The organism is Rhodoferax sp. GW821-FHT10B06 (assembly GCF_059415605.1).
This window is the reverse complement of the sequence record NZ_JBWKNO010000007.1, coordinates 115,951-139,427: the sequence shown is the minus strand read 5'-3', so window position 1 is coordinate 139,427 and position 23,477 is coordinate 115,951. Positions and strand designations below refer to the sequence as shown.

20 protein-coding genes are annotated in these 23,477 nt (G+C 62.4%); 13 read left to right on the top strand and 7 right to left on the bottom strand.

What is annotated here, in order from left to right:
• Positions 1 to 16: 16 nt before the first annotated feature.
• The 8 genes from hflK to AC07O2_RS13205 all read left to right on the top strand — a co-directional run bounded on the left by hflK (position 17) and on the right by AC07O2_RS13205 (position 7,201).
• Positions 17 to 1,381: an FtsH protease activity modulator HflK gene (gene hflK / locus AC07O2_RS13240; RefSeq protein ID WP_495076209.1), complete on the top strand. Its 1,365-nt coding sequence runs from the start codon at positions 17 to 19 to the stop codon at positions 1,379 to 1,381.
• A gap of 9 nt (positions 1,382 to 1,390) precedes the next feature.
• Positions 1,391 to 2,296 (top strand): protease modulator HflC, encoded by a 906-nt coding sequence (gene hflC / locus AC07O2_RS13235; protein ID WP_495076208.1) that lies wholly within the window; start codon positions 1,391 to 1,393, stop codon positions 2,294 to 2,296.
• Between the two features lie 2 nt (positions 2,297 to 2,298).
• A complete protein-coding gene (locus tag AC07O2_RS13230) occupies positions 2,299 to 2,490 on the top strand; it encodes a DUF2065 domain-containing protein (protein WP_495076207.1) in 192 nt (63 codons plus the stop codon).
• Between the two features lie 108 nt (positions 2,491 to 2,598).
• Positions 2,599 to 3,747, top strand: coding sequence for an ATP phosphoribosyltransferase regulatory subunit (locus AC07O2_RS13225; RefSeq protein ID WP_495076206.1), 1,149 nt, complete (start codon positions 2,599 to 2,601; stop codon positions 3,745 to 3,747).
• Positions 3,748 to 3,760: 13 nt separating this feature from the next.
• The gene (locus AC07O2_RS13220; RefSeq protein ID WP_495076205.1) at positions 3,761 to 5,104 is read left to right on the top strand and encodes an adenylosuccinate synthase; all 1,344 of its coding nucleotides are present in this window, start codon (positions 3,761 to 3,763) and stop codon (positions 5,102 to 5,104) included.
• 72 nt (positions 5,105 to 5,176) lie between these two features.
• Positions 5,177 to 5,701 carry a phosphoribosyltransferase gene (locus AC07O2_RS13215; protein WP_495076204.1) on the top strand — a complete coding sequence of 175 codons (525 nt, stop codon included), beginning with the start codon at positions 5,177 to 5,179 and terminating at the stop codon, positions 5,699 to 5,701.
• Between the two features lie 22 nt (positions 5,702 to 5,723).
• On the top strand, positions 5,724 to 6,947 hold the full coding sequence (locus AC07O2_RS13210) for a PLP-dependent transferase (protein WP_495076203.1): 1,224 nt from the start codon (positions 5,724 to 5,726) through the stop codon (positions 6,945 to 6,947).
• Positions 6,948 to 7,021: 74 nt separating this feature from the next.
• Positions 7,022 to 7,201, top strand: coding sequence for a hypothetical protein (locus tag AC07O2_RS13205; protein WP_495076202.1), 180 nt, complete (start codon positions 7,022 to 7,024; stop codon positions 7,199 to 7,201).
• 15 nt (positions 7,202 to 7,216) lie between these two features.
• Here the strand turns inward: AC07O2_RS13205 and AC07O2_RS13200 are convergent, their stop codons facing one another.
• A complete protein-coding gene (locus AC07O2_RS13200; protein WP_495076201.1) occupies positions 7,217 to 7,849 on the bottom strand; it encodes an arylesterase in 633 nt (210 codons plus the stop codon).
• Between the two features lie 15 nt (positions 7,850 to 7,864).
• On the opposite strand from AC07O2_RS13200, the gene AC07O2_RS13195 reads away from it, so the two are divergent.
• Complete coding sequence (locus AC07O2_RS13195) at positions 7,865 to 8,545, top strand: ABC transporter ATP-binding protein (protein ID WP_495076200.1); 681 nt, start codon at positions 7,865 to 7,867, stop codon at positions 8,543 to 8,545.
• A gap of 79 nt (positions 8,546 to 8,624) precedes the next feature.
• Here the strand turns inward: AC07O2_RS13195 and pobA are convergent, their stop codons facing one another.
• Positions 8,625 to 9,812 carry a 4-hydroxybenzoate 3-monooxygenase gene (pobA, locus tag AC07O2_RS13190; protein WP_495076199.1) on the bottom strand — a complete coding sequence of 396 codons (1,188 nt, stop codon included), beginning with the start codon at positions 9,810 to 9,812 and terminating at the stop codon, positions 8,625 to 8,627.
• A gap of 136 nt (positions 9,813 to 9,948) precedes the next feature.
• On the opposite strand from pobA, the gene AC07O2_RS13185 reads away from it, so the two are divergent.
• The gene (locus AC07O2_RS13185) at positions 9,949 to 10,725 is read left to right on the top strand and encodes an IclR family transcriptional regulator domain-containing protein (RefSeq protein ID WP_495076198.1); all 777 of its coding nucleotides are present in this window, start codon (positions 9,949 to 9,951) and stop codon (positions 10,723 to 10,725) included.
• A 103-nt stretch (positions 10,726 to 10,828) separates the two neighbouring features.
• On the opposite strand, the gene AC07O2_RS13180 is transcribed toward AC07O2_RS13185, so the two are convergent.
• The 3 genes from AC07O2_RS13180 to map all read right to left on the bottom strand — a co-directional run bounded on the left by AC07O2_RS13180 (position 10,829) and on the right by map (position 14,550).
• The gene (locus AC07O2_RS13180; RefSeq protein ID WP_490593722.1) at positions 10,829 to 10,972 is read right to left on the bottom strand and encodes a hypothetical protein; all 144 of its coding nucleotides are present in this window, start codon (positions 10,970 to 10,972) and stop codon (positions 10,829 to 10,831) included.
• 124 nt (positions 10,973 to 11,096) lie between these two features.
• The gene (locus AC07O2_RS13175; protein ID WP_495076197.1) at positions 11,097 to 13,715 is read right to left on the bottom strand and encodes a [protein-PII] uridylyltransferase; all 2,619 of its coding nucleotides are present in this window, start codon (positions 13,713 to 13,715) and stop codon (positions 11,097 to 11,099) included.
• A 19-nt stretch (positions 13,716 to 13,734) separates the two neighbouring features.
• Positions 13,735 to 14,550, bottom strand: coding sequence for a type I methionyl aminopeptidase (map, locus tag AC07O2_RS13170; protein WP_495076196.1), 816 nt, complete (start codon positions 14,548 to 14,550; stop codon positions 13,735 to 13,737).
• 85 nt (positions 14,551 to 14,635) lie between these two features.
• Between map and purL the strand changes: the two genes are divergently transcribed.
• The gene (gene purL / locus AC07O2_RS13165; protein WP_495076195.1) at positions 14,636 to 18,712 is read left to right on the top strand and encodes a phosphoribosylformylglycinamidine synthase; all 4,077 of its coding nucleotides are present in this window, start codon (positions 14,636 to 14,638) and stop codon (positions 18,710 to 18,712) included.
• Between the two features lie 280 nt (positions 18,713 to 18,992).
• Here the strand turns inward: purL and AC07O2_RS13160 are convergent, their stop codons facing one another.
• Entirely contained in the window at positions 18,993 to 19,688 is a 696-nt protein-coding gene (locus AC07O2_RS13160; protein ID WP_495076194.1) for a Bax inhibitor-1/YccA family protein, read from the bottom strand.
• A 127-nt stretch (positions 19,689 to 19,815) separates the two neighbouring features.
• Positions 19,816 to 20,175, bottom strand: a complete 360-nt coding sequence (locus tag AC07O2_RS13155; protein ID WP_495076193.1) for a hypothetical protein — start codon at positions 20,173 to 20,175, stop codon at positions 19,816 to 19,818.
• A 258-nt stretch (positions 20,176 to 20,433) separates the two neighbouring features.
• Between AC07O2_RS13155 and AC07O2_RS13150 the strand changes: the two genes are divergently transcribed.
• Together AC07O2_RS13150 and AC07O2_RS13145 are read left to right on the top strand one after the other, a co-directional pair.
• Positions 20,434 to 22,074, top strand: a complete 1,641-nt coding sequence (locus tag AC07O2_RS13150; protein ID WP_495076192.1) for a methyl-accepting chemotaxis protein — start codon at positions 20,434 to 20,436, stop codon at positions 22,072 to 22,074.
• A gap of 189 nt (positions 22,075 to 22,263) precedes the next feature.
• The gene (locus tag AC07O2_RS13145) at positions 22,264 to 23,436 is read left to right on the top strand and encodes an ABC transporter substrate-binding protein (protein WP_495076191.1); all 1,173 of its coding nucleotides are present in this window, start codon (positions 22,264 to 22,266) and stop codon (positions 23,434 to 23,436) included.
• The last annotated feature ends 41 nt before the right edge of the window (positions 23,437 to 23,477 follow it).

Here is a 23,477-nt window from a genome sequence, read left to right as displayed (position 1 = left end):
CGAGAGACTTGCGCGAATGAATCTCAATTTACGGGCTTTTACTATGGCCATCCTGCCAGGACGACTCCGGGGTATGTTCAACTTGAACGACCCGCGCTGGGGCCGTGGTGACGACAATGGGTCCGATGGCTCTCAAAAACCGGAAGAGCCGGCCAAGAACACGCCCAACCGCGGCCAGGGCCCGAACCAAGGCCCGCCGGACCTGGATGAGCTGTGGCGTGACTTCAACCGCAAATTGGGCGGGCTGTTTGGCGGCAACAAGAATAATTCTCGCGGCAACGGATCTTCCGGTGGCGGTGGCGGCGGTTTTCAGCCCGACATGAAGAATGCGGGTGTCGGCATCGGTTTGATTGCTGGCGTGGTTCTGCTGATTTGGCTGGGCACCGGCTTTTTCATCGTGCAGGAAGGCCAACAGGCCGTGATCACCCAGTTTGGCAAGTACAAATCTACGGTGGGGGCGGGCTTCAACTGGCGTCTGCCTTACCCCGTGCAGCGCCACGAGCTGGTTTCTGTGACCCAGATCCGTTCTGTGGATGTGGGTCGCGATTCCATCATCAAGGCCACTGGCTTGCGTGAATCCGCCATGCTGACCGAAGATGAAAACATCGTCGAGATCAAGTTCGCTGTGCAATACCGTTTGAACGATGCGCGTGCCTTCCTGTTTGAAAGCAAGGACCCCAGCGGCGCCGTGGTGCAGGCCGCAGAAACGGCGGTCCGCGAGGTGGTGGGCAAGATGCGCATGGATACGGCCTTGGCCGAGGAGCGTGACCAGATTGGACCGCGTGTGCGCGTGCTGATGCAAACCATTCTGGACCGCTATAAGTTGGGTGTGGAGGTGGTTGGCATCAATATGCAGCAAAGTGGCGTGCGTCCGCCCGAGCAGGTGCAGGCTGCGTTTGACGATGTGCTGAAGGCCGGTCAGGAGCGTGAACGTGCCAAGAATGAAGCCCAGGCCTATGCCAACGACGTGGTGCCACGCGCCGTGGGTTCCGCGTCGCGCCTGCAAGAAGAGTCTGAGGCATACAAGGCCCGTATCGTGGCCCAGGCCGAAGGTGATGCGCAGCGTTTCCGCTCGGTGTTGACCGAATACCAGAAGGCCCCCCAGGTCACGCGCGATCGCATGTATCTGGACACCATGCAGCAAATCTATACCAATGTCACCAAGGTCTTGGTGGACTCCAAACAGGGCTCCAATCTGCTGTACATGCCGATAGACAAGATCATGCAGATGTCAGGTCAGGCCGCTGTGGGTGCCGCAAATAGCAGCACTACGGCAGATCCGTTGGCAAGCAGCTCGGTGGTGCCGGTTGCGCCAGCGATCGTGTCGAATGATGCCCGCACGCGCGACAATTCGCGCTCGCGTGACCGTGACGTGCGTTAGGAGAATACTTTGAACAGAGTTGGTTTTATTGCATCGTCCCTGCTGGTGGTCTTCGCGCTGCTGAGCTCCATGTTGTTCGTGGTGGATCAGCGCCAGTTTGGTGTGGTCTATGCCCTGGGCCAGATCAAAGAGGTGATAACTGAGCCCGGTCTGAACTTCAAGTTGCCGCCACCGTTTCAGAATGTCACTTATCTCGACAAGCGATTGCTGACCCTGGACAGCACCGACGCCGAGCCCATGCTGACCGCTGAAAAGCAACGCGTGGTGATTGATTGGTATGTACGCTGGCGCGTTTCGACGCCGTCCGACTACATCCGTAACGTGGGCCTGGATGAGAACGCCGGCGCCAATCAGCTGAATCGCGTGGTGCGCAATGCCTTCCAGGAAGAAGTCAACAAGCGCACGGTGAAGGAGCTGCTGTCACTGAAGCGCGAAGCATTGATGGCCGATGTGAAGCGCGAAGTCCAGGAGGCCGTGCAGGGCTCCAAGCCTTGGGGCGTGGATGTAGTGGATGTACGTATTACGCGTGTGGACTACGTGGAGGCCATCACCGAATCGGTCTACCGTCGCATGGAGGCCGAACGCAAGCGCGTGGCCAACGAGCTGCGTTCCACGGGTGCTGCCGAGGGTGAAAAGATCCGCGCCGATGCCGATAAGCAACGTGAAGTGACCATCGCCAATGCCACCCGTGAGGCCCAGAAGATCAAGGGCGAGGGTGATGCCGAGGCTTCTCGCATTTATGCCGATGCATTTGGCAAAGACCCCCAGTTTGCCCAGTTCTACCGCAGCCTGGATGCCTACAAAGCCAGCTTCAACAAGAAGAGCGATGTGATGGTCTTGGACCCATCGTCGGACTTCTTCAAAGCTATGCGTGGTAGCGGCAGCAGTGCTGCTGCGCCTGCCGGTAAGAAGTAATCTTGGAAGACGGCAATAGCCTTTGGGCCGCTCTGGCCCTGGTGCTGGTGATAGAGGGGCTGTTGCCTTTTCTATCACCGTCTACCTGGCGCAATATGTTCAAGCAGCTTTTGGAGCTGCAAGACGGCCAGCTACGCTTCTTTGGTCTGTGCAGCATGCTGCTCGGGCTGGTTTTGTTTCTGCTGCTGACTTAGGGACTGCGTCCCGCTTGAACGCCACGGATTGCAGGAAAAGTACCGTGGCGATTTTTACCTGTGCCCAAGCCCGGTAAAATCTCTTTTTTAACAGCCTCCCCAAATCCCATGTCTGCTTGGGTCCTCCCGGATCACATTGCCGATGTCCTGCCTTCCGAGGCACGGCACATCGAAGAACTGCGTCGCGCCTTGCTCGACACCGCCCGTGGCTATGCGTACGAGCTGGTCATGCCGCCTCTGTTGGAGCATCTGGAGTCCTTGCTGACCGGTACCGGCGAGGCATTGGATCTGCAAACCTTCAAACTGGTAGACCAGCTGTCCGGACGGATGTTGGGCGTGCGCGCTGACACCACGCCCCAGGTTGCACGTATCGATGCCCATTTGCTCAACCGCAAGGGTGTGACGCGCCTGTGCTATTGCGGCCCTGTGGCCCATACCCGGCCAGACCGTCCGCATGCCACCCGCGAACCACTGCAACTGGGCGCCGAAATTTACGGCCATGCCGGCCTGGAAGCCGATCTGGAGGTTTTGCAGCTGTCGCTGGACTGCCTGCGGGCGGCTGAGGTCCAAGGCATCACGGTCGATATGGGTGACGCGCGTATTGCACGTGCCCTGCTGGCAGAAGTGGCGCCTGCGCCCGATCTGTTGGCACGTATCCATGCTGCGCTGGCCAACAAAGACGCTACTGAGCTGGCCGAGTTGTGCCAGGGCTTCCCGGCGGTGACGCGTGACGCCCTGTTGGCTCTGGTGCAGTTGTATGGCGATGCCAGCATCCTGCAGCAGGCACTTCGTGTGCTGCCAAGTTTGCCGGCCATCCAGGACGCGTTGCGTGATCTGCAGTGGCTGGCGGAACAGCTGGCCGGCACGCCGGTCAGCTTTGATCTGGCCGATCTGCGCGGTTATGCCTACTACAGCGGTGCACGCTTTGCGATTTATGCGCAAGGCGCTGGCGATGCCTTGGTGCGTGGCGGCCGTTATGACGAGGTGGGAGCGGTCTTTGGTCGTAACCGCCCGGCGGTTGGGTTCAGTCTGGACCTGAAGCAGTTGGTGGGGGCCGTGGGCCCACGTCCGCTGCGGGCCGCCATCCGCGCGCCTTGGGGCCATGCCGACGATTTGCGCGCGGCTATTGCTGCACTGCGCGCCGAAGGTGAGATCGTGGTCTGCGTGTTGCCAGGTCACGAAAGTGAAGTTGATGAGTTCCATTGCGATCGCGTGCTTCAGCAAGCGGCTGGGCAGTGGGTCGTGCAAGTTATTTAAGAAAATTTCTGAGATGAACACCCAAACAAATCTGGTTCCTGGTCGCAATGTCGTCGTGGTGGGTACGCAATGGGGCGATGAAGGCAAGGGCAAGCTGGTCGATTGGCTCACCGAAAGCGCCCAGGGCGTGGTGCGCTTCCAAGGCGGTCACAACGCGGGCCACACCTTGGTCATCAACGGCGTGAAGACGGCCTTGCACCTGATTCCCAGCGGCATCATGCGCGCTGGCGTCAAATGCTACATAGGCAATGGTGTGGTGTTGTCGGCAGCCAAGCTGTTTGAAGAAATCGAAGGTCTGGAAAAGGCGGGTGTCGAAGTGCGTTCGCGCCTGCGCATCAGCGAGGCCTGCCCGCTGATCCTGCCGTTCCACGCGGCTATCGACATCGCCCGCGAAGCGCTGCGCGAAAAGGGCGGCACCGAGAAGATCGGCACCACAGGTCGCGGTATCGGTCCTGCCTATGAGGACAAGATTGCCCGCCGTGCGCTGCGCGTGCAGGACCTGAAATACCCCGAGCGTTTCGCTACCAAGCTGCGTGAGCTGCTGGAGCTGCACAACTTCGTGCTGACCCAGTTCCTGCATGCTCCTGCGATCGATTTCGACACGGTCTATGCCGAGTCCATGCGCCATGCCGAGTTGCTCAAGCCGATGATGGCCGACGTGTCGCGTGAATTGAATGACGCCCACAAAGCCGGTGCCAACCTGCTGTTTGAAGGTGCGCAAGGCACGTTGCTGGACGTGGACCACGGAACCTACCCCTACGTGACTTCCAGCAACTGCGTGGCTGGCAATGCCGCTGCCGGTTCCGGCGTGGGCCCGGGCATGCTGCACTACATCCTGGGCATCACCAAGGCCTATTGCACCCGCGTGGGCGGCGGTCCGTTCCCGACCGAACTTGAATGGGAAAAGCCCGGCACGCCTGGCTACCACATGAGCACTGTCGGAGCTGAAAAGGGCGTAACCACCGGCCGCAGCCGCCGTTGCGGCTGGTTTGATGCGGCCCTGCTCAAGCGCAGCGCCCAGGTCAATGGCCTGAGCGGCCTGTGCATTACCAAGCTGGATGTGCTGGACGGCATTGACGTGCTGCAACTCTGCACCGGCTACATGCTGGACGGCGAGCTGGTTGATATCCTGCCCATGGGTGCAGACGATATCGCGCGCTGCGTGCCAGTGTACGAAGCCATCGATGGCTGGACCGATTCCACCGTGGGCGTGACCGACTACAGCAAGCTGCCCGAGAATGCGCGCCGCTACCTGAGCCGCATTGAAGAGGTGACGGGTGTGCCCATCGCCATGGTCTCGACCAGCCCGGACCGCGACCACACCATCATGATGCAGCACCCTTACAAGGCTGCTTGAGTTATTGAATAAATTGGTCGCTGGCGCAGATAGCGCCAGCGCCAGTAGCTATTATTTCAGGAGTAATTCCCCATGTTGACAGAAGACGGCAAGCACCTGTACGTCAGTTATGACGAATACCACAGCCTGATCGAAAAGCTGGCCCTCAAAGTCCACCAGTCGGGGTGGGAATTTGACAATATCCTGTGCCTGGCGCGTGGTGGTTTGCGCCCTGGCGATGTGCTGTCACGCATCTTCGACAAGCCTCTGGCCATCATGTCCACCAGCTCGTACCGCGCGGATGCCGGCCGCCAGCAGGGCGTGCTGGATATCGCCCGCTTCATCACTACACCCAAGGGTGAAATTGCTGGCAAGGTGCTGCTGGTGGATGACTTGGCTGATACCGGCCACACGCTGAACGCGGTGGTGCGTCAGCTCAAGAGCGACTACGCGCCCATCACCGAGCTGCGCAGCGCCGTGATCTGGACCAAGGCGGTTTCCGTCTTTACGCCCGACTATTCGGTCGAGTTTTTGCCCACCAATCCCTGGATCCACCAGCCTTTCGAGGGCTACGACGCCATGCGTCCAGCCCAACTGATGGAAAAGTGGAAGCTGTAAGCGCGGCAGACGCAAGCGATCCGTGGCGAGCCGTCCCCATCCTTCTACCCAGCTGATCCACCACCCGTACGCGCCGCCAGCGGCGTTTGCGGCGCCGCAGCCTGGCGTGTTCAAGGCGTCGACCGTCATCTTTCCGTCCGTGGCCGCCATGCGCGAGTACGAATGGAAAGACAAGTCGGCCTACACCTACGGCCTGCACGGTACGCCCACCACCTACACGCTGGAAGAGCGCATCGCGACGCTGGAAGGCGGCAGCTACTGCGTGCTGGTGCCCAGCGGCTTGGCGGCCATCGCCAATGTGGCTTTGGCCCTGCTCAAGGCCGGCGACAGCATGCTGCTGCCCGACAACGTCTACGGCCCCAACAAGGCCTTCTCGGAAGGCGAGTTGGCGCGCTGGGGCATCAGCACCCAGGTCTACGACCCCATGAATCCAGGCGATCTGGCGGCCAAGATCACGCCGACCACCCGGCTGGTGTGGGTCGAGGCTGCGGGCTCCGTTACCCTGGAGTTCCCAGACCTGCCGGCTTTGCTGCAGGTCTGCCGTGATCGCCAGGTCTGGTGTGCGCTGGACAATACCTGGGGTGCGGGCCTGGCCTTCAACCCCTTTGATCTGTTGTCTGGCAGCGGGACCACGCTCGGCGTGGACCTGTCCGTCCATGCGCTGACCAAGTACCCCAGCGGGGGAGGCGATGTGCTGATGGGCAGCGTCGTCACCCGCGACCCTGCGCTGCACCGCAGGGTTCAGCGCACCCATATGCATTTGGGCCTGGGTGTTGCGGCCAATGATGCCGAGCTGGTGCTGCGCTCCTTGCCCAGCATGGCATTGCGCTACCGGGCCCACGACATGGCGACCCGCGCCTTGGTGCAATGGTGCAGCCAGCAGGCCGAGTTTGTACAGGTGCTGCACCCCGCGCTGGCGGGTTCGCCTGGCCATACGCACTGGCAGGCGCTGTGTGGCGCGCAGGATGCGGCCGCCGGCTTGTTCAGCGTGGTGCTGGACCCGCGCTATACCTCGGCACAGGTGGACGCCTTTTGCGATGCCCTGGCTTTGTTCAAGCTGGGTTATAGCTGGGGCGGTCCGATGAGTCTGGTGGTGCCTTACGAACTGGAGCGCATGCGGGTAGGCTGGCCGGACCATCTGGCGCGAGGCACGCTGGTACGCTTCTCCGTGGGTTTGGAGGCGGTGGCGGACCTGCAAGCAGACTTGGCGCAGGCGCTGCGGAAACTGGCGCAGCCCAGCGGCTAGATCCTGGGGCCACCGAATATCCGGGCGCTGGCCAAGCTGTTAAAGTGGTAGCCTTATTTTGAAAGAAGACCACCTTGGCAACACCAAATTACGGATACGAAAAGCGTCAAAAAGAGCTGGCCAAGAAAAAGAAGAAGGAAGATAAGCTGAAGGCTAAGAGCGAGCGCAAGCACGACGGCGTCACGGACGACGGTGTGCAGGATCAGGGCGATGCAACGCAAACCCCGCCGCCCGACGCCTCCAGCGACGCCTGATCTTTCCTTCGTTTTTTAGTTCAGCAGCTTTTTCAGCTCCGGCCACACGTTGTTCAGCAACGTAGGATGCGCCTCCGCCTTGGGGTGGATGCGGTCTGGCTGGAACAAAGCCACCGGGTCCGGCGCATCCGCCACGCCTTTCAGCAAGAAGGGCACCAAACCGGTTTTCTCCGTCTTTGCCACCCTCTCGAACGTGCTCTGGAAGCGATTCGCGTAATCACGTCCGTAATTCGGCGGCACTTGCATGCCGACCAGTAGCACCTTGGCACCGGCTTTCTGGGCGGTTTCGGTCATCTGGCGTAAATTGTCTTCGGTGGACTGTAGGGGCAGGCCGCGCAGCGCATCATTGCCTCCTAGCTCAATCACCACCAGTGTCGGTTGGTAAAAGCCCAGCAGGCCGGCCAGACGCGAGCGGCCACCCGAAGTGGTGTCTCCGCTGATGCTGGCGTTGTGCACCACAGCCTGGATTTTTTGTTCGGCCAGGCGCTTCTCCAGCAAAGCCACCCAGCCCGTGCCGCGAGGCAGGCCGTATTCGGCGCTGATGCTATCGCCCACCACCAGAATGTTCGGCGTGGTCTTGGCCCAGGCACCGGATGACCCCACAGCGGCGGCCAGGGTCCATGTCGCGATAAAGTGTCTACGTTTCAAAACTCAAAGCCTTTCATGCCAAATCTGTCCCCAGGTGCTGTGATTTCTGTAGAGCATGTCTCCAAGTCGGTGACCGACTCTACCGGCACGCTCTCCATTTTGCGTGATATCGATTTCTCACTAGCGCCCAGGGAGACTGTGGCCATCGTGGGCGCGTCTGGTTCCGGCAAAAGCACCTTGTTGTCCATCATTGCAGGCTTGGATACACCCACGCAGGGCACAGTTCACATTGCCGGCCAGGATATTTTTGCGCTGAGTGAAGACGCCCGGGCCGCATTGCGGGCGCAGAAGCTGGGTTTTGTGTTCCAGAGCTTCCAGCTGATGGGCAATTTGACCGCGTTGGAGAACGTGATGCTGCCGCTGGAACTCATAGGCCGCAAGGACGCGCGCAAAGCCGCCACCGAGATGTTGGGGCGCGTCGGCCTGGGCCAGCGGCTAGGCCACTACCCCAAGCTGCTCAGCGGGGGAGAGCAGCAGCGCGTGGCCCTGGCGCGGGCCTTTGTGGTGCAACCGGCCGTGCTGCTGGCCGACGAGCCCACCGGCAGCCTGGACTTTGCCACCGGCGAGACGGTGATGGAGTTGATGTTCGCGCTAAACCGTGAGCAGGGTACGACCCTGGTACTGGTGACGCATGACCGCGCTATCGCCGCCCGTTGCGAACGCCGCATCACCATTGAAGCTGGCACCTTGGGCTGAGTGGTTTTATGAGAAATAGGCTGCTAGCGCAGGTATCGCCTGCGCAAGTGGCTATTTATTTGATAGCAAATGGCAGGGCTCAGCGCCCCAGGTTCAGCGGCAGGCCTACATAGTTTTCCGCCAGCACCGTGGAGGCGGCGGTGGAGTTCACCAGATATTCCAGTTCGGCTTCCTGCATGCGCTGACCAAAGGCGCCGGTGTCGGGGAACTTGTGCATCAGCGAGGTCAACCACCAGGAAAAGCGCTCGGCCTTCCAGATGCGTGCCAGGGCGCGCTGTGAATAGTTGTCGATGCCGGCCGCGCTTTTCTCCGCATAGAACTCGATGAAAGCGCTGGACAGATATTTCACATCACTGGCGGCCAGGTTCAGGCCCTTGGCGCCTGTGGGCGGCACGATGTGGGCAGCGTCGCCGGCCAGGAACATGCGGCCAAAGCGCATCGGCTCGGCCACGAAGCTGCGCAGCGGGGCGATGCTTTTCTCTAGCGTAGGGCCGGTGACGATGCGCTCGGCCAGGTCCGGGTCCAGGCGGCTGCGCAGCTCGTCCCAGAAGCGCTGGTCGCTCCAGTCCTCGGCCTTGTCGGTCAAAGGGCACTGTACGTAGTAGCGGCTGCGCGTCAGGCTGCGCATCGAGCACAGCGAGAACCCGCGTTCGCTGTTGCCGTAGACGATGGCGTGCGGCGACACGGGCGGCACATCGGCCAGTACACCCAACCAGCCAAACGGGTAGACCTTTTCGTATTCGGTGATGGAGCCCTCGGGCACACTGGCACGGCAGACGCCGTGGAAGCCGTCGCAGCCGGCGATGAAGTCGCATTCCAGCTCGAAGTTCTGGCCATCCTTCTGGTAGCGCACTGTGGGGTGCTCGCTGTCGAAATCGTGCACGCTGACATTGGCGGCCTGGTAGATGGTTGCCAGGCCAGTGGCGCTGCGTGCATCCATCAGGTCGCGGGTAAGTTCCGTTTGGCCGTAGGCGGTGACTACCTTGCCGTTGGTCAGTCCATGCACGTCGATCGCATGCCGCACGCCGGAGAACACCAGCTCAATGCTGTGGTGCACCACACCTTCGGCCTCCATGCGGGGCCCCACACCGGCTTCGCGCAGCATGTCCACCGTGGTTTGTTCCAGTATGCCGGCGCGGATGCGGCCCAGCACGTAGTCAGGGCTTTGGCGTTCGATGATGATGTTGTCTATGCCGGCTTTGTGCAGCAACTGGCCGAGCAGCAGGCCGGACGGGCCGGCTCCGATGATGGCAACCTGGGTTCGCATGGGGTGTCTCCTGAGGGCGTAATTTGCCTGTTAGCTTAGGCTGCCGGGAACGTTCTGTGGCGGCCATTCGGCGCTCTTTGTGCGATCATCGAGACTGCTGCGCGATCACCGCGCAAGTATCCGCAGGAGGGCGCCCATGGATATTCAGAAAGCCGATTTGATCGAAGGCATGGCCAAAGGCATGGCGGTGCTGGAGAGTTTTGACACCCAGCGCCAGCGCCTGAACGCCACCCTGGCGGCGCAGCGTGCGGGCCTGACGCGGGCTGCCGCCCGGCGCCATCTGCTGACCCTGGCGCACCTGGGCTACCTGGATACCGATGGCAGCTACTTCTGGCTTGCGGCCAAGGTGCTGCGTTTTTCAGGTAGTTATCTGGCTTCGGCCCAGCTGCCGAGGGTGCTGCAGCCCACGCTGAACCGCCTGGCCGCGCAGACGCTGGAGTCGTTCTCGGCCGTGGTGCGCGACGGCGACGAGGTGGTCATCGTGGCGCGTAGTGGCAATGACCGCAGCGGCGGGCCTTTGCGCGTGCTGGCGTATGGCCTGCACCTGGGGGCGCGCTTGCCAGCCCATGCCACTTCCACCGGGCGGGTGCTGCTGGCGGCGGAGACCAAGTCCAGCTTTAATGCCTGGATGAAGGGGCGTAGCCTGGCCCGGCTGACCGCGCACACTATTACCGACACAAAAGTTTTTCGCGCGGTGGTTGCGCAGGTACGCGTTGACGACTATTGCGTGGCCAGTGAAGAGCACGAATTGGGCGTGCATGCCCTGGCGATTCCGCTGCGCAATCTGCAGGGCAAGACGGTGGCTGCGCTGAATGTGGTGACCACGCCGCAACGGCTGCAGCAAGAGGTGCTGCGCGAAGAGCTGTTGCCGGTGTTGTTGGAGGCGGCAAGGGAGCTGCGTCCCTTGCTGTGAGCGGCTCCATCCGCAGTCGGGATATTTAAGAGAAATCAGGCACTGGCGCCCGTATATCCTGCGGAGGCAGCTATTGATTCAATAGCAGTGGCCTGGGAAACCTTTAAACCTTCTTGAGCTTGCCGCGCACTGGCACCACGGTAGTGATGGTGGGGCGCACGGCTTCACCCGAAATGGGCTTGGGTGGAGATGTGTCCTTCTTGGGTTTCTTGGCTTCTTTATTGGTTTTTTGTTGACCTTTGGCCATGGTTTTCTCCGGTGGATAGGTGGAAACAGGCTGGCCGCCCCAAGTGCAGGGCGGACCAGTTCAGAAGGATTTCTGTGATCTGGAGCTTATCAGTTTGGCACCAGTTTTTAGCTGACGTCTTGCTTCATTTGGCGGCCAGTGCGTCCAGCAGCTCGGTCTCGATCTCGATCTGGTTGCGGTTGTACTGCAGCTCCGGGCCTTGCACCAAAAAGCTGTCTTCCACGCGCTCGCCCAGGGTAGTGACCTTGGCCAGCAGCACGCTGAGGTTGTGCTTGGCCAGCACGCGGGCCACCAGGTACAGCAGACCGGCGCGGTCGCTGGCAGAGATGTTCAGCAGCCAGCGCTGGCCTTTCTCATCAGGCCGCAGGTCCACGCGCGGCGCGATGGGGAAGCTCTTCACCCGGCGCGACACCCGGCCCTTGCTGGGCGGTGGCAGCGGGCCTTGCTGGGCCAGGGTGTGGTCCAGATCGTTTTCCACCATGCTGGTGAGCTCGCGGTAGTGCTCGGGCAGCATGGCCGTGACCACCTGGAAGGTGTCCAGCGCGAAGCCGTTGCGGGCGGTATGCACTTTGGCGTCCACGATGCTGAAGCCGGCCTGGTCGAAGAAGCCGCAGATGCGCGCAAACAGATCCGGCTGGTCGGGTGTATAGACCATCACCTGCAGGCCTTCGCCGACTGGCGACAGGCGGGCGCGCACCACCGGTTTCACCGCATGCGGCGGCACCGTCAGCGGCGCCGGGAAGGCCAGGTGGCGTGACAGTTGGCGCGTATGCCAGGCGATGTCGGCCGCGTCGTGGCGCATGAAGTAGCCCACGTCCAGCGTGTCCCACAGGGCTTTGTGCGACTCAAAAGGCTGGGCGTGCAGGGCCAGCAGCACCAGGGCTTCGCGCTTGCGCGCCTCTACCTCGGCCTGCGGATCGGGTGCGCGGCCACCCAGGCTGCGCAGGGTGGTGCGGTACAGGTCTTCCAGCAGCTTGCCCTTCCAGGCGTTCCAGACCTTGGGGCTGGTGCCGCGGATGTCGGCCACGGTCAGCAGGTACAAGGCGGTCAGATAGCGCTCGTTGCCTACGCGTTTGGCGAAGGCGCTGATGACGTCGGGGTTGCTGAGGTCGGCCTTTTGCGCCACGCGGCTCATGGTCAGGTGTTCGTTGACCAGGAATTCGATGAGTTTGCCGTCTTCGCGGTTGATGCCATGCTGGCTGCAGAAGTGCCGTACCTCCAGCGCGCCCAGCTCGGAATGGTCGCCACCACGTCCCTTGGCGATATCGTGGAACAGCGCCGCCACAAACAAGATCCAGGGCTTATCCCAGCCGGCGCCCAGCTGCGAGCAGGCCGGGTATTCGTGGGCGTGCTCGGCCATGAAGAAGCGGCGCACATTGCGCAGCACCATCAGGATGTGCTGGTCTACGGTATAGACGTGGAACAGGTCGTGCTGCATCTGCCCGACGATGCGTCGGAACACCCACAGGTAGCGGCCCAGCACGGAGGTATCGTTCATCAGCCGCAGCGCATGGGTGATGCCAGCCGGCTGCTGCAGTATGCGCATGAAGGTGGCGCGGTTTACCGGGTCCTTGCGGAACTGCGAGGTCATCAGGCTGCGCGCGCCGTACAGAGCCCGCAGCGTGCGCACCGACAGGCCGCGCACGCCCAGCGTGCAGGCGTAGACCTGGAAGGTCTCCAGAATGGCGTGTGGGTGCCGGTGGTACAGGTCGTCGCTGGCGACTTCGATCATCCCGGCTTTTTCAAAAAAGTGCTCGTTGATCGGCCGCAGCAGGTGGGTGGAGGGGTTCAGCCGTTCCTCGATATTCAGCAGCAGGATATGGCTGAGTTGGGTCACGGCCTTGGCCGCCCAGTAGTAGCGGCGCATCAGCGCTTCGCTGGCACGCACTGGCTGGCCATCATCGTCTTCGGAGCTGTAGCCGAAGGACTCGGCCACGGCGGTCTGCAGGTCGAACACCAGGCGGTCTTCTCGGCGCTGAGCCGTCAGGTGCAGGCGGGCGCGTATCAGGCACAGCAGGTCTTCGTTGCGCTTGATCTGCTTGGCCTCGTGCGGCGTGGCGATGCCGCTGCGCACCAGTTCTTCCCAGCTCTTGCCCAGGTTGGCGGCCTTGGCCACCCACAGAATGGTTTGCAGGTCGCGCAGGCCGCCTGGCGATTCCTTGCAGTTGGGCTCCAGTGAGTAGGGCGTGTTTTCAAACTTGTTATGCCGCTGGCGCATCTCCAGCGTCTTGGCCACCAGAAAGGCGCGCGGGTCGGACACCGTGCCCAGGCGCTGGCGGAAGTCGGCATACATCTTGGCGTCGCCGGTGACCAGGCGCGACTCGATCAGCGCGGTCTGCACCGTCACATCCTTGCTGCCTTCGGCCAGACAGTCTTCCAGGCTGCGCACGCTGGAGCCGATCTCCAGGCCCGCGTCCCAGCAACTGCCGATGAAGTCTTCGATGCGCGATTTCAATGCCTCGTCTTGCTCGGGCGATTCGCCGTCGGGCAGCATCAGCAGCACGTCGATATCCGAGTAGGGGAACAGCTCGCCGCGGCCAAAGCCGCCCACCGCCACCAGGGCAAACGAGGCTGTGAAGCCGGCGCGTACCCATAGCTTGCGCAGCGTGTCGTCCGCTAGGTGGGACAGGTTTTGCAAAGCCTTGCGCAGACCCCGGGTGCTGGGGCCGCTGTCGCGCACGGTTTGCAGCAAACGCGATTTTTCCTGCAGGTAATGCGCCCGCAGCGCCTGGATGTCGGTCATGGTGGGGCGCGTAGAAGCTTCAGGCTTGGGCTGGCACGAATGCTGGGATGGGCGGGCTGCCCGCAGAGACGGTCAGTACCTCGTAGCCGGTCTCGGTGACCAGGATGGTGTGTTCCCATTGGGCGGACAGGGAGTGGTCTTTGGTGACGATGCTCCAGCCGTCTTTTTCCGGGCCTTCCTTGATCTCCTTCTTGCCGGCGTTGATCATCGGCTCGATGGTGAAGGTCATGCCGGGCTTCAGCACTTCCAGCGTGCCTGGCTTGCCGTAGTGCAGTACCTGCGGTTCTTCGTGGAACACGCGGCCAATACCGTGGCCGCAGAACTCGCGCACCACGCTGAAGCCATTGCTCTCGGCAAAGCGCTGGATGGCGTGGCCGATGTCGCCCAGGTGGACGCCGGGTTTGACCATCTTGATGCCGTGCCACATTGCGTCATAGGTCAGCGCCGCCAGGCGTTTGGCCAGGATGCTGCCTTCGCCAGCAATGAACATGCGGCTGGTGTCGCCGTGCCAGCCGTCCTTGATGACGGTCACGTCGATGTTCACGCTGTCGCCTTTTTTCAGCGGCTTGTCGTTCGGGATGCCGTGGCAAACCTGGTGGTTCACCGAGGTGCAGATCGACTTGGGGTAGGGGACATTGCCGCCGCCGGTGTAGTTCAGCGGGGCCGGAATGCCGCCCTGCACCTGGGTGATGTAGTCGTGCGCCAGCTTGTCGAGCTGGTTGGTGGTGACGCCCGGCACCACGTGGGGGGTCAGGTAGTCGAGTACTTCAGAAGCCAGGCGGCCTGCGATGCGCATGCCTGCGATGCCTTCCGCGTCTTTGTAGGTGATAGTCATGGCTGTAATTATCCTAGATGCGGGAAGTACGCTTTGACCGTGCCGTTAAAATCAGAGGCTAACTTCCCCAACCCGGGCCGCTACAGTGACCTTGCACATTTCCCAGTTTGAGGGCGGCAATGCCCTCAGCGACTTCCGCGTTCAACAAATTCTTCCCCGGCTGCAAGCCATCCACGACAAGATCAGCGGTGTTGCCGCGCGTTTTGTGCATCTGGTGGCCAGCGATGCGCCCCTGACGGAGGCCGTCAAGTCCCAATTGGACGGCCTGCTGACCTATGGCGACCCTTACGCCGGCCCGGCCGAAGGCCCGCTGCTGGTGGTCACCCCGCGCTTCGGCACCGTGTCACCCTGGGCCTCCAAGGCCACCGATATCGCCCACAACTGCGGCCTGGCGGTGCGCCGGGTCGAGCGCTTCGTCGAATACCGCCTGACCGTCAAGCAGCCCTTGCTGGGCAAAACTGTGTTGTCCGCCGAACAATTGGCCCGGGTGGCCGACCTGCTGCACGACCGCATGACCGAAAGTGCCATGCTGGACCGCAGCCAGGCGCAAGAGCTGTTCACCTCGCTGGGAGCCGCGCCCCTGGCCCAGGTCGACGTGCTCGGCGGTGGTCGCGCCGCGCTGGAGGCGGCGAACACCGAATTCGGCCTGGCCCTGGCCGACGACGAAATCGACTACCTGGTCAACGCCTTCACCGCCTTGCAGCGCAACCCCAGCGATGTCGAGCTGATGATGTTCGCCCAGGCGAACAGCGAGCACTGCCGCCACAAGATATTCAACGCCGAGTTCACCATCGACGGCGTGGCGCAGCCCAAAAGCCTGTTTGGCATGATCCGCAACACCCACCAGCTGGCGCCGCAGCACAGCGTGGTGGCGTACTCGGACAACGCCTCGGTGATGGAAGGCTTCGAGATCGAACGATTTTTAGCCAAATCGGCTGAATTTGGGAATTCGGCCAAATTGGCCTCAGGCGCAGGTACTACCAGCGCCAGTAGCTATGAAAAGAGTAGCGCCCAGCACCATGTGCTGATGAAGGTCGAAACCCACAACCACCCGACGGCCATTTCGCCATTCCCCGGTGCCTCCACCGGCGCTGGCGGCGAGATCCGCGACGAGGGCGCGACGGGCCGCGGCTCCAAGCCCAAGGCGGGCTTGACCGGCTTCACCGTCTCCAAGCTCTGGCCGCAGGATGGCGACGTGTCCATCGGCAAACCCGAGCACATCGCCAGCCCGCTGCAAATCATGGTCGAGGGCCCGCTGGGTGGCGCGGCCTTCAACAACGAATTCGGCCGTCCCAATCTGCTGGGCTACTTCCGCGAGTACGAGCAGACCGTCACCTCTGACGTGGACAGCATCCGCCGCGGCTACCACAAGCCCATCATGATCGCCGGTGGCCTGGGCACCATCGACGCCACGCAAACCCACAAGATCGAATTCCCCGCCGGCTCGCTGCTGGTGCAGCTGGGCGGCCCCGGCATGCGCATCGGCATGGGCGGCAGCGCGGCCAGCTCGATGGCTACCGGCGCGAATGCCGCGTCGCTGGACTTCGACTCGGTGCAGCGCGGCAACCCGGAAATCGAACGCCGGGCCCAGGAAGTCATCAACCAGTGCTGGATGCAGGGCGACAAGAACCCCATCCTGGCGATCCATGACGTCGGCGCCGGCGGCCTGAGCAATGCCTTCCCCGAGCTGACCAATGACGCCGGCCGGGGCGCGCGCTTCGACCTGCGCGCCGTGCCGCTGGAAGAAAGCGGCATGAGCCCCAAGGAAATCTGGTGCAATGAGAGCCAGGAACGCTATGTGATGGCCATCGCGCCGGATTCGCTGGTGGCGTTTACCGCGCTGTGCGAGCGCGAGCGCTGCCCGTTCTCGGTGGTCGGTGTCGCTACCGAAGAGCGCCAACTGATCGTGGCCGATGACGGCGCGGCCAGCCCGGTCGACATGCCCATGAACGTGCTCTTGGGCAAGCCGCCCAAGATGCACCGCGATGTGAAGACCGTGGCGCGCACCTTTGCGCCAGTGGAACTGACCGGCGTGGATCTGCAAAAAGCCGCCATCGCCGTGCTGGCCCACCCGACGGTCGCCAGTAAGCGCTTCCTGATCACCATCGGCGACCGCACCGTGGGTGGCATGAGCCACCGCGATCAGATGGTCGGCCCCTGGCAGGTGCCGGTGGCAGATTGCGCCGTCACCCTGGCCGACTACAAGGGCTTTGCGGGCGAGGCCATGGCCCTGGGCGAGCGTACGCCGCTGGCCGCCGTGAATGCGCCTGCCTCTGGCCGCATGGCGGTGGCCGAGGCCATCACCAATCTGCTGGCTGCCCCCTTCGATCTGCCCCGCGTCAAGCTGTCGGCCAACTGGATGGCCGCCTGCGGCGAACCCGGCGAAGACGCCGCGCTGTACGCCACGGTCAAGGCCGTCGGCATGGAGCTGTGCCCGGCGCTGGGCATCTCGATCCCGGTGGGCAAGGACAGCTTGTCCATGCGTACCCAGTGGACCGACGCCGATGACAAGAAGAAAGTCACTTCGCCGGTCAGCCTGATCGTCACCGCATTCGCCAGCCTGCCCGATGTGCGCGGCACCTTGACGCCGCAGCTGAATGCGACGGAAGACACGACGCTGATCTTGGTCGACCTGGGCAAGGGCCAGAACCGCATGGGCGGCAGCATCCTGGCGCAGACCTTGAACCAGGTCGGCGACGCCGTGCCCGATCTGGACGATGCGCAAGACTTGGTCAACCTGGTGAACGCCGTCAATGCCGTGCGTCCGCAAATCCTGGCCTACCACGACCGTAGCGATGGCGGTCTGTTCGCGGCAGCCTGCGAAATGGCTTTTGCCGGCCACGTGGGCGTGGCGCTGAATGTCGATCTGCTGGTGACAGAAGGCGACGGTATTAGCGACAGCCGCATGGATGTGGGCGACAGCAAGAACTGGGCAGGCCAGGTCGGCCCGCGCCGTGAAGAGCTGACCTTGAAGGCGCTGTTCAACGAAGAACTCGGCGTGCTGCTGCAGGTGCGCACGTCTGACCGTGACGCCGTGGTCCAGACCCTGCGCGCGCATGGCCTGGGCAAGCACAGCCACGTCGTGGGCAAGACCCGGCCCATACCAACAAGTTCAGACAGCGCGATCAGCGCCGGCGTGGGCGAAGTCCAGGTCTGGCGCGATGCGAAAGCCGTGTTCAGCGCCAAGCTGGCCGATCTGCACCAGGTTTGGGACAGCGTCAGCTGGCAGATCTGCCAGCAGCGCGACAACCCGGCCTGCGCCGATGCTGAGCACGCAGCAGCCGGTGCGGCCAACGACCCAGGCTTGCATGTGTTTATAGAGCCAAACAGTGCTCTGGCGCAGGTACTGTCTGCGCCGGAAGCTACGAAAACCGTAGCGGCGCCGGCCTTGAAGCTGACGCGCCCCAAAGTCGCCGTGCTGCGCGAGCAGGGCGTGAATTCGCACACCGAGATGGCCTACGCTTTCACCGAGGCGGGCTTCGATGCTTTTGACGTGCACATGACCGATCTGCAAACCGGCCGCGTGCACTTGCAGGATATGCAGGCCGTGGTGGCCTGCGGCGGTTTCAGCTACGGCGACACCCTGGGTGCCGGCATAGGCTGGGCGCGCAGCATCACCTTCAACCCGGTGCTGGCGGCAGAGTTCAAGGCCTTCTTCGCCCGCCAGGACACGCTGGCGCTGGGCGTCTGTAACGGTTGCCAGATGTTTGCCGAGCTGGCCGACATCATCCCCGGCGCGCAAGCCTGGCCACGCTTCACCACCAACCGCAGCGAGCGCTTCGAAGCGCGGCTGTCGATGGTGGAAATCCTGGAATCGCCCAGCGTGTTCCTGCAAGGCATGGCCGGCAGCCGCATGCCGATTGCCGTGGCGCACGGCGAAGGCTATGCCAACTTCGCCTACCGTGGCGACGCGACCAAGGCGATTGCGGCCATGCGCTACACCGACAACCATGGTGTGGCTACCGAGGCCTACCCGTTCAACCCGAACGGCAGCCCTGGTGGCCTGACCGCGGTGACCACGGCCGATGGCCGCTTCACCGCGATGATGCCGCACCCCGAGCGCGTGTTCCGCAACGTGCAGAAGAGCTGGACCTGCGGCGACGTCAGCAGCTTCAGCCCCTGGATGCAGCTCTGGCACAACGCGCGTCGCTGGCTGGATTAACTAGACCGTCAAGCGGACACCGTAGCCTGGTTTTCGGTGTCCGCTTGACACTCGCGTGTGCGTCGCTTGACGAGCGTCGTGATCTTGCAGGGCAGTGCCTCGGTCTTTGCCTGCGCAGAGCCGTACGCCGATCCTCGGCGGGGTAGCCGTTGCAACCGACAAGGCCAGCCGTGGCCAGAAAAATGCAGCTGAGCTAGTAGCTGCGCAGTAAGAGCGTGTGCATGGTTTTTGTGCCGCTCCCTGGGCTACCGGTATGCCGATGGCCCAGGGAGTTCGTCGCTTATTCGTCGCGGCTGCCGCCCATGCCCAGCAGTGCCAGCAAGGACTGGAACACGTTGTACAGGCTCAGGTAGACACCCAGTGTGGCACTGATGTAGTTTGTCTCGTAACCGTCTTGTACGCGCTTCAGGTCGTGCAGGATGAAGGCGGAAAAGATGCCTATGGCCAGTACCGACAGCGTCATCATCAGCGCGCTGGACTGTATGAAGAAGTTGGCAACGCCGGCTACCAGCAACAGGATCGCGCCGATGAACAGCCATTTACCCATGGCGCTCAGGTCGCGCTTGATGACGGTAGACAGGACCGCCATGCCCAGGAAGATGCCGCCGGTACCGGCAAAGGCAGTCATCACCAGGCTGGCGCCGTTGTTCAGGCCCAGCACCGTGCCGACCATACGCGACAGCATCAGCCCCATGAAAAACGTGAACGCCAGCAGCACCGGCACGCCGGCTGCCGAGTTCTTCGTCTTCTCGATGGCGTACATGAAGCCGAACGCGCCGCCCAGGAAGACGAGCATGCCGATGCCGGGCGACATGGCGCGGGAAATGCCGGTTGTTACGCCCAGCCATGCGCCGAGCACGGTGGGCAGCATGGACAGTGCCAGCAGCCAATAGGTGTTGCGCAAAACGCGGTTGCGCTGCGCCGTGCTGGGCAGGCTTTCAGCCGCGCCATAGGTGTTGGAGTGGAGTGTGTTCATCGGTAAGCTTTCGGTGGAATGCAAATAGCCGCCGCTACAGCAGCAGGCCGGACAAGAGAGTCAGTGAGAGGGCCCGCAGCCTAGGGTTTGGGCGGGTGTTTCTCTTGCAGAGAAACGCTGCGCCGCACTAGGTGCGGAGCAGGGCCAAGCGCGGTGGCCTGCGCAAGCCATCCGAGAGTGGTTGCAGGAAAGCGGTGGGTGTGAAAGGTATGGCCGCAGCTGACTTGCGGCCAAAAGTCAGGCCGGACGGCGCCGAGTGGCACAGCGCGGGGCTGTCAAAACCACTGTCGGTCTCAGCGGTGTCGGACTGCTGGTCTGTGAGCAACGGCTTGTTGTCGGTGGAGCTTTCGCCGCAGGCATCTACCTGCAAGGGTATCTGTTCCTGCACCACATGGTGCTCGGCCATTGTCGGCTCGCCTGCCCAGGCGTACAAGCCGGATGCCAGCATGGCAAAGAACAGAACGACCGCAAAGACACAACGAAACATGCTGTGCATTTTACCGTCGGCCACCACTTGGGCCGTGTAGGACCATGGCGCTTAAAGCCTGCTCCTAGGGATATCCTGAGCCGAAAAACCAATTGCGTACCAGCAATCGACAAATCGGTATGCATCCGGCACGGGCGCCAAATGTAAGCTGATGTATCTGGGTGGAGTTAGCCATCCGTATGCATCCTGGCCTGGTGTATGTGTTGGTGTTGGACGGAGGCGCTGGGGCCGCTGCAGCGCACAAAGGTGAATTCCAAGATGCTTTCCAGAATGAGTGTGGGGCGCCAACTGGGCTTGGCCTTTGGCATGGTGATTGTGCTGGTGGTGGTACTGGCCTTGACGGCCTACAGCCGCATTACGTCCATGCATGCGGATTTTGATGGCCTGGTGGACACCAGCTTGCCCGCGCTGACGGCTCTGGGGGAGGTGAACGACAAACTGCAGGCGGTGCGCATATCCGAGCTCAAGCATTTGGCGGCGTTGAATATGCCCTCCAAAGACCGTGAAGAGCTGGTGGTGAAAGCCGCCGTGAAGGAGCTGGATGCCGCATTGGCGCGTTACAAGGCGGGCAGCGGTATATCGGCGAACCCGGCGCTACAGGCCAATTTGCTGGGTGCCATCGCCAAATACCATGCGCTGCGCAGCACCTTCTTCCAGATGTCGAATTCCGCCGCAGGTGCCGAGGGCGAGCGGGCCATGGAAGCCAGTGATTTCTTCGACGGGCCCAGCCAGCAGGTGTATGTGGCGGCCTACCAGGCTTTGCAGAAGCTGTGGCAAGACCAGCTGGCACAGGCGGAACAAGACAAGGCCCGGGGCCGACAAGCCGTGACCCAGGCCCAGCTGGTGCTGATGGGCGTGACGCTGGCCTGCGTGCTGCTGTCGATCGTGCTGGCTGTGCTGATCAGCCGGCATTTGCTGCGCCAATTGGGTGGGCAGCCGGATGCCGTGGTGGCGCTGGCAACGTCCATCAGCCAGGCCGATTTGAGCAGCCCGGTGCAGGTGCAGCCGAACGACCAGCGCAGCGTGGTGTTTGCGATGGCCGGCATGCAATCGTCTTTGACGCAGATCGTGCAATCCATACGCATGGGGGCGGACGAGGTAGCCCGGGCCAGTGCCGAGATTGCCCAGGGCAACCATGACTTGAGCGCGCGGACCGAGCACCAGGCCAGTGCGCTGGAGCAGACCGCGGCGTCGATGGAGGAGCTCAGTAGCACCGTCCGGCAGAACGCCGACAGCGCCCACAGCGCCAACCAGCTGGCGCTGGAGGCTTCGCAAGTGGCCGTGCGCGGCGGTGATGTGGTGGGTAAGGTGGTTGAGACCATGCAGGGCATCAACCAGTCTTCGCGCAAGATTGCCGACATCATCAGCGTGATTGACGGCATCGCCTTTCAGACCAATATCCTGGCGCTGAATGCTGCCGTGGAAGCCGCCCGCGCGGGCGAGCAGGGGCGCGGCTTTGCGGTGGTGGCGTCTGAGGTGCGTTCGCTGGCGAGTCGCTCGGCCGATGCCGCCAAGGAGATCAAGTCGCTGATCGCCGCCAGCGTGCAGCGGGTGGAGCAGGGCGTGGGCCTGGTGGACGAGGCCGGTAGCACCATGGCCGAGGTGGTGTCCAGCATCCGCAAGCTCGCTGCCATTGTGGGCGAGATCAGCGTGGCCAGCGCCGAGCAGAGCAGCGGTGTGTCGCAAATCGGCGAAGCCGTGGCCCAGATGGACCAGGTGAATCAGCAGAACGCTGCGTTGGTGGAGCAGATGGCTGCCGCGGCCAGTGGCCTAAAGGGGCAGGCCGGCGATCTAGTGACGGCGGTATCTGTGTTCCGGTTGGAGTTGACCCCTGTCGCGGAAGCCAATGGCCCGGCCCGGTCGCCGCAGGCATCAATAGCCGCCATCGCAAGCGCCTGAGGGCGCTGGGCGCAATAGGGTTAGCCCTGGTGATGGGGTACAGCTGTTATATATCTGCTATACAACTGTTAGCGATTGCTTTATGTTGCAGCCACTTACACTTGATCGTGTAGTCGGATTTGCGGTGCAAGGTACTTGTGTGCCGGGGGCTGCCAGAGCGTTTGATTCCCATCCACCAGGAGACAAGATATGCCCAAGAATTTCTTTATTCGCGCCACAGTGCTCGCCGTTTCTGCGCTGGGCGCTACTGTTTCGATAGCGCAAGACAATGCCTTCAAGATTGGTCTGATCCTGCCCATGACTGGCCAGCAGGCTTCCACCGGCAGGCAGATCGAAGCCGCAGCCAAGCTCTATATGGCGCAGAACGGCGATACCGTGGCCGGCAAGAAGATACAGCTGATCGTCAAGGACGACACCAGCGTGCCCGACGTCACCAAGCGCCTGGCGCAGGAACTGGTGGTGAATGACAAGGTGAATGTGCTCGCCGGTTTCGGCATCACGCCGTCGGCTCTGGCCACCGCGCCCATCGCCACCCAGTCGAAGACGCCCGAAGTGGTGATGGCTGCCGCCACCAGCAGCATCACCCAGGCCTCGCCCTACATCGTGCGCACCAGCTTCACCTTGCCGCAGGCAGCGGTCAGCATGGCCGACTGGGCACCCAAGAACGGCATCAAGACGGTGGTGACTTTGGTTAGCGACTACGGCCCGGGCCTGGACGCCGAGAAGTACTTCAAGGAACGCTTTTTGTTCAATGGCGGCCAGGTGCCAGAGTCTCTGCGCGTGCCTTTGCGCGGTCCGGATTTCGCTCCATTCCTGCAAAAAGTGCGTGACCTGAAGCCAGATGCGCTGTTTGTCTTCGTGCCCTCCGGCGCCGGTGCAGCGGTGATGAAGCAGTTTTTGGAGCGCGGCATGGACAAGGCCGGCATCAAGCTGATCGGTACCGGCGACGTGACCGATGACGACCAACTCAACGACATGGGCGACGGCGCGCTGGGCGTGGTCACCTCGCACCACTATTCAACCGACCATCCTTCGGCCTTGAACGCCAAGTTTGTCGATGCCTTCGGCAAGGCGAACAAGGGGCTGCGCCCGAACTTCATGGCCGTGGGTGGCTATGACGGTATGCGCGTAATCTACGAAGCACTGCGCGCCACCAAGGGCCAGGGCGGCGGCGATGCGTTGCTGACGGCAATGAAGGGCCAGATTTTCGAAAGCCCGCGCGGCCCGATCTTCATCGACGCGCAAACCCGCGACATCGTGCAAAACATCTATCTGCGCAAAGTGGAGCGCAAGAACGGCCAGCTGTACAACGTGGAATTCGCGGTCATCAAGGACGTGAAAGATCCGGGCAAGGCTAAGTAACACCCCCAGGCTACAGTGCTGCGCACTTTCCGCCACCCCCC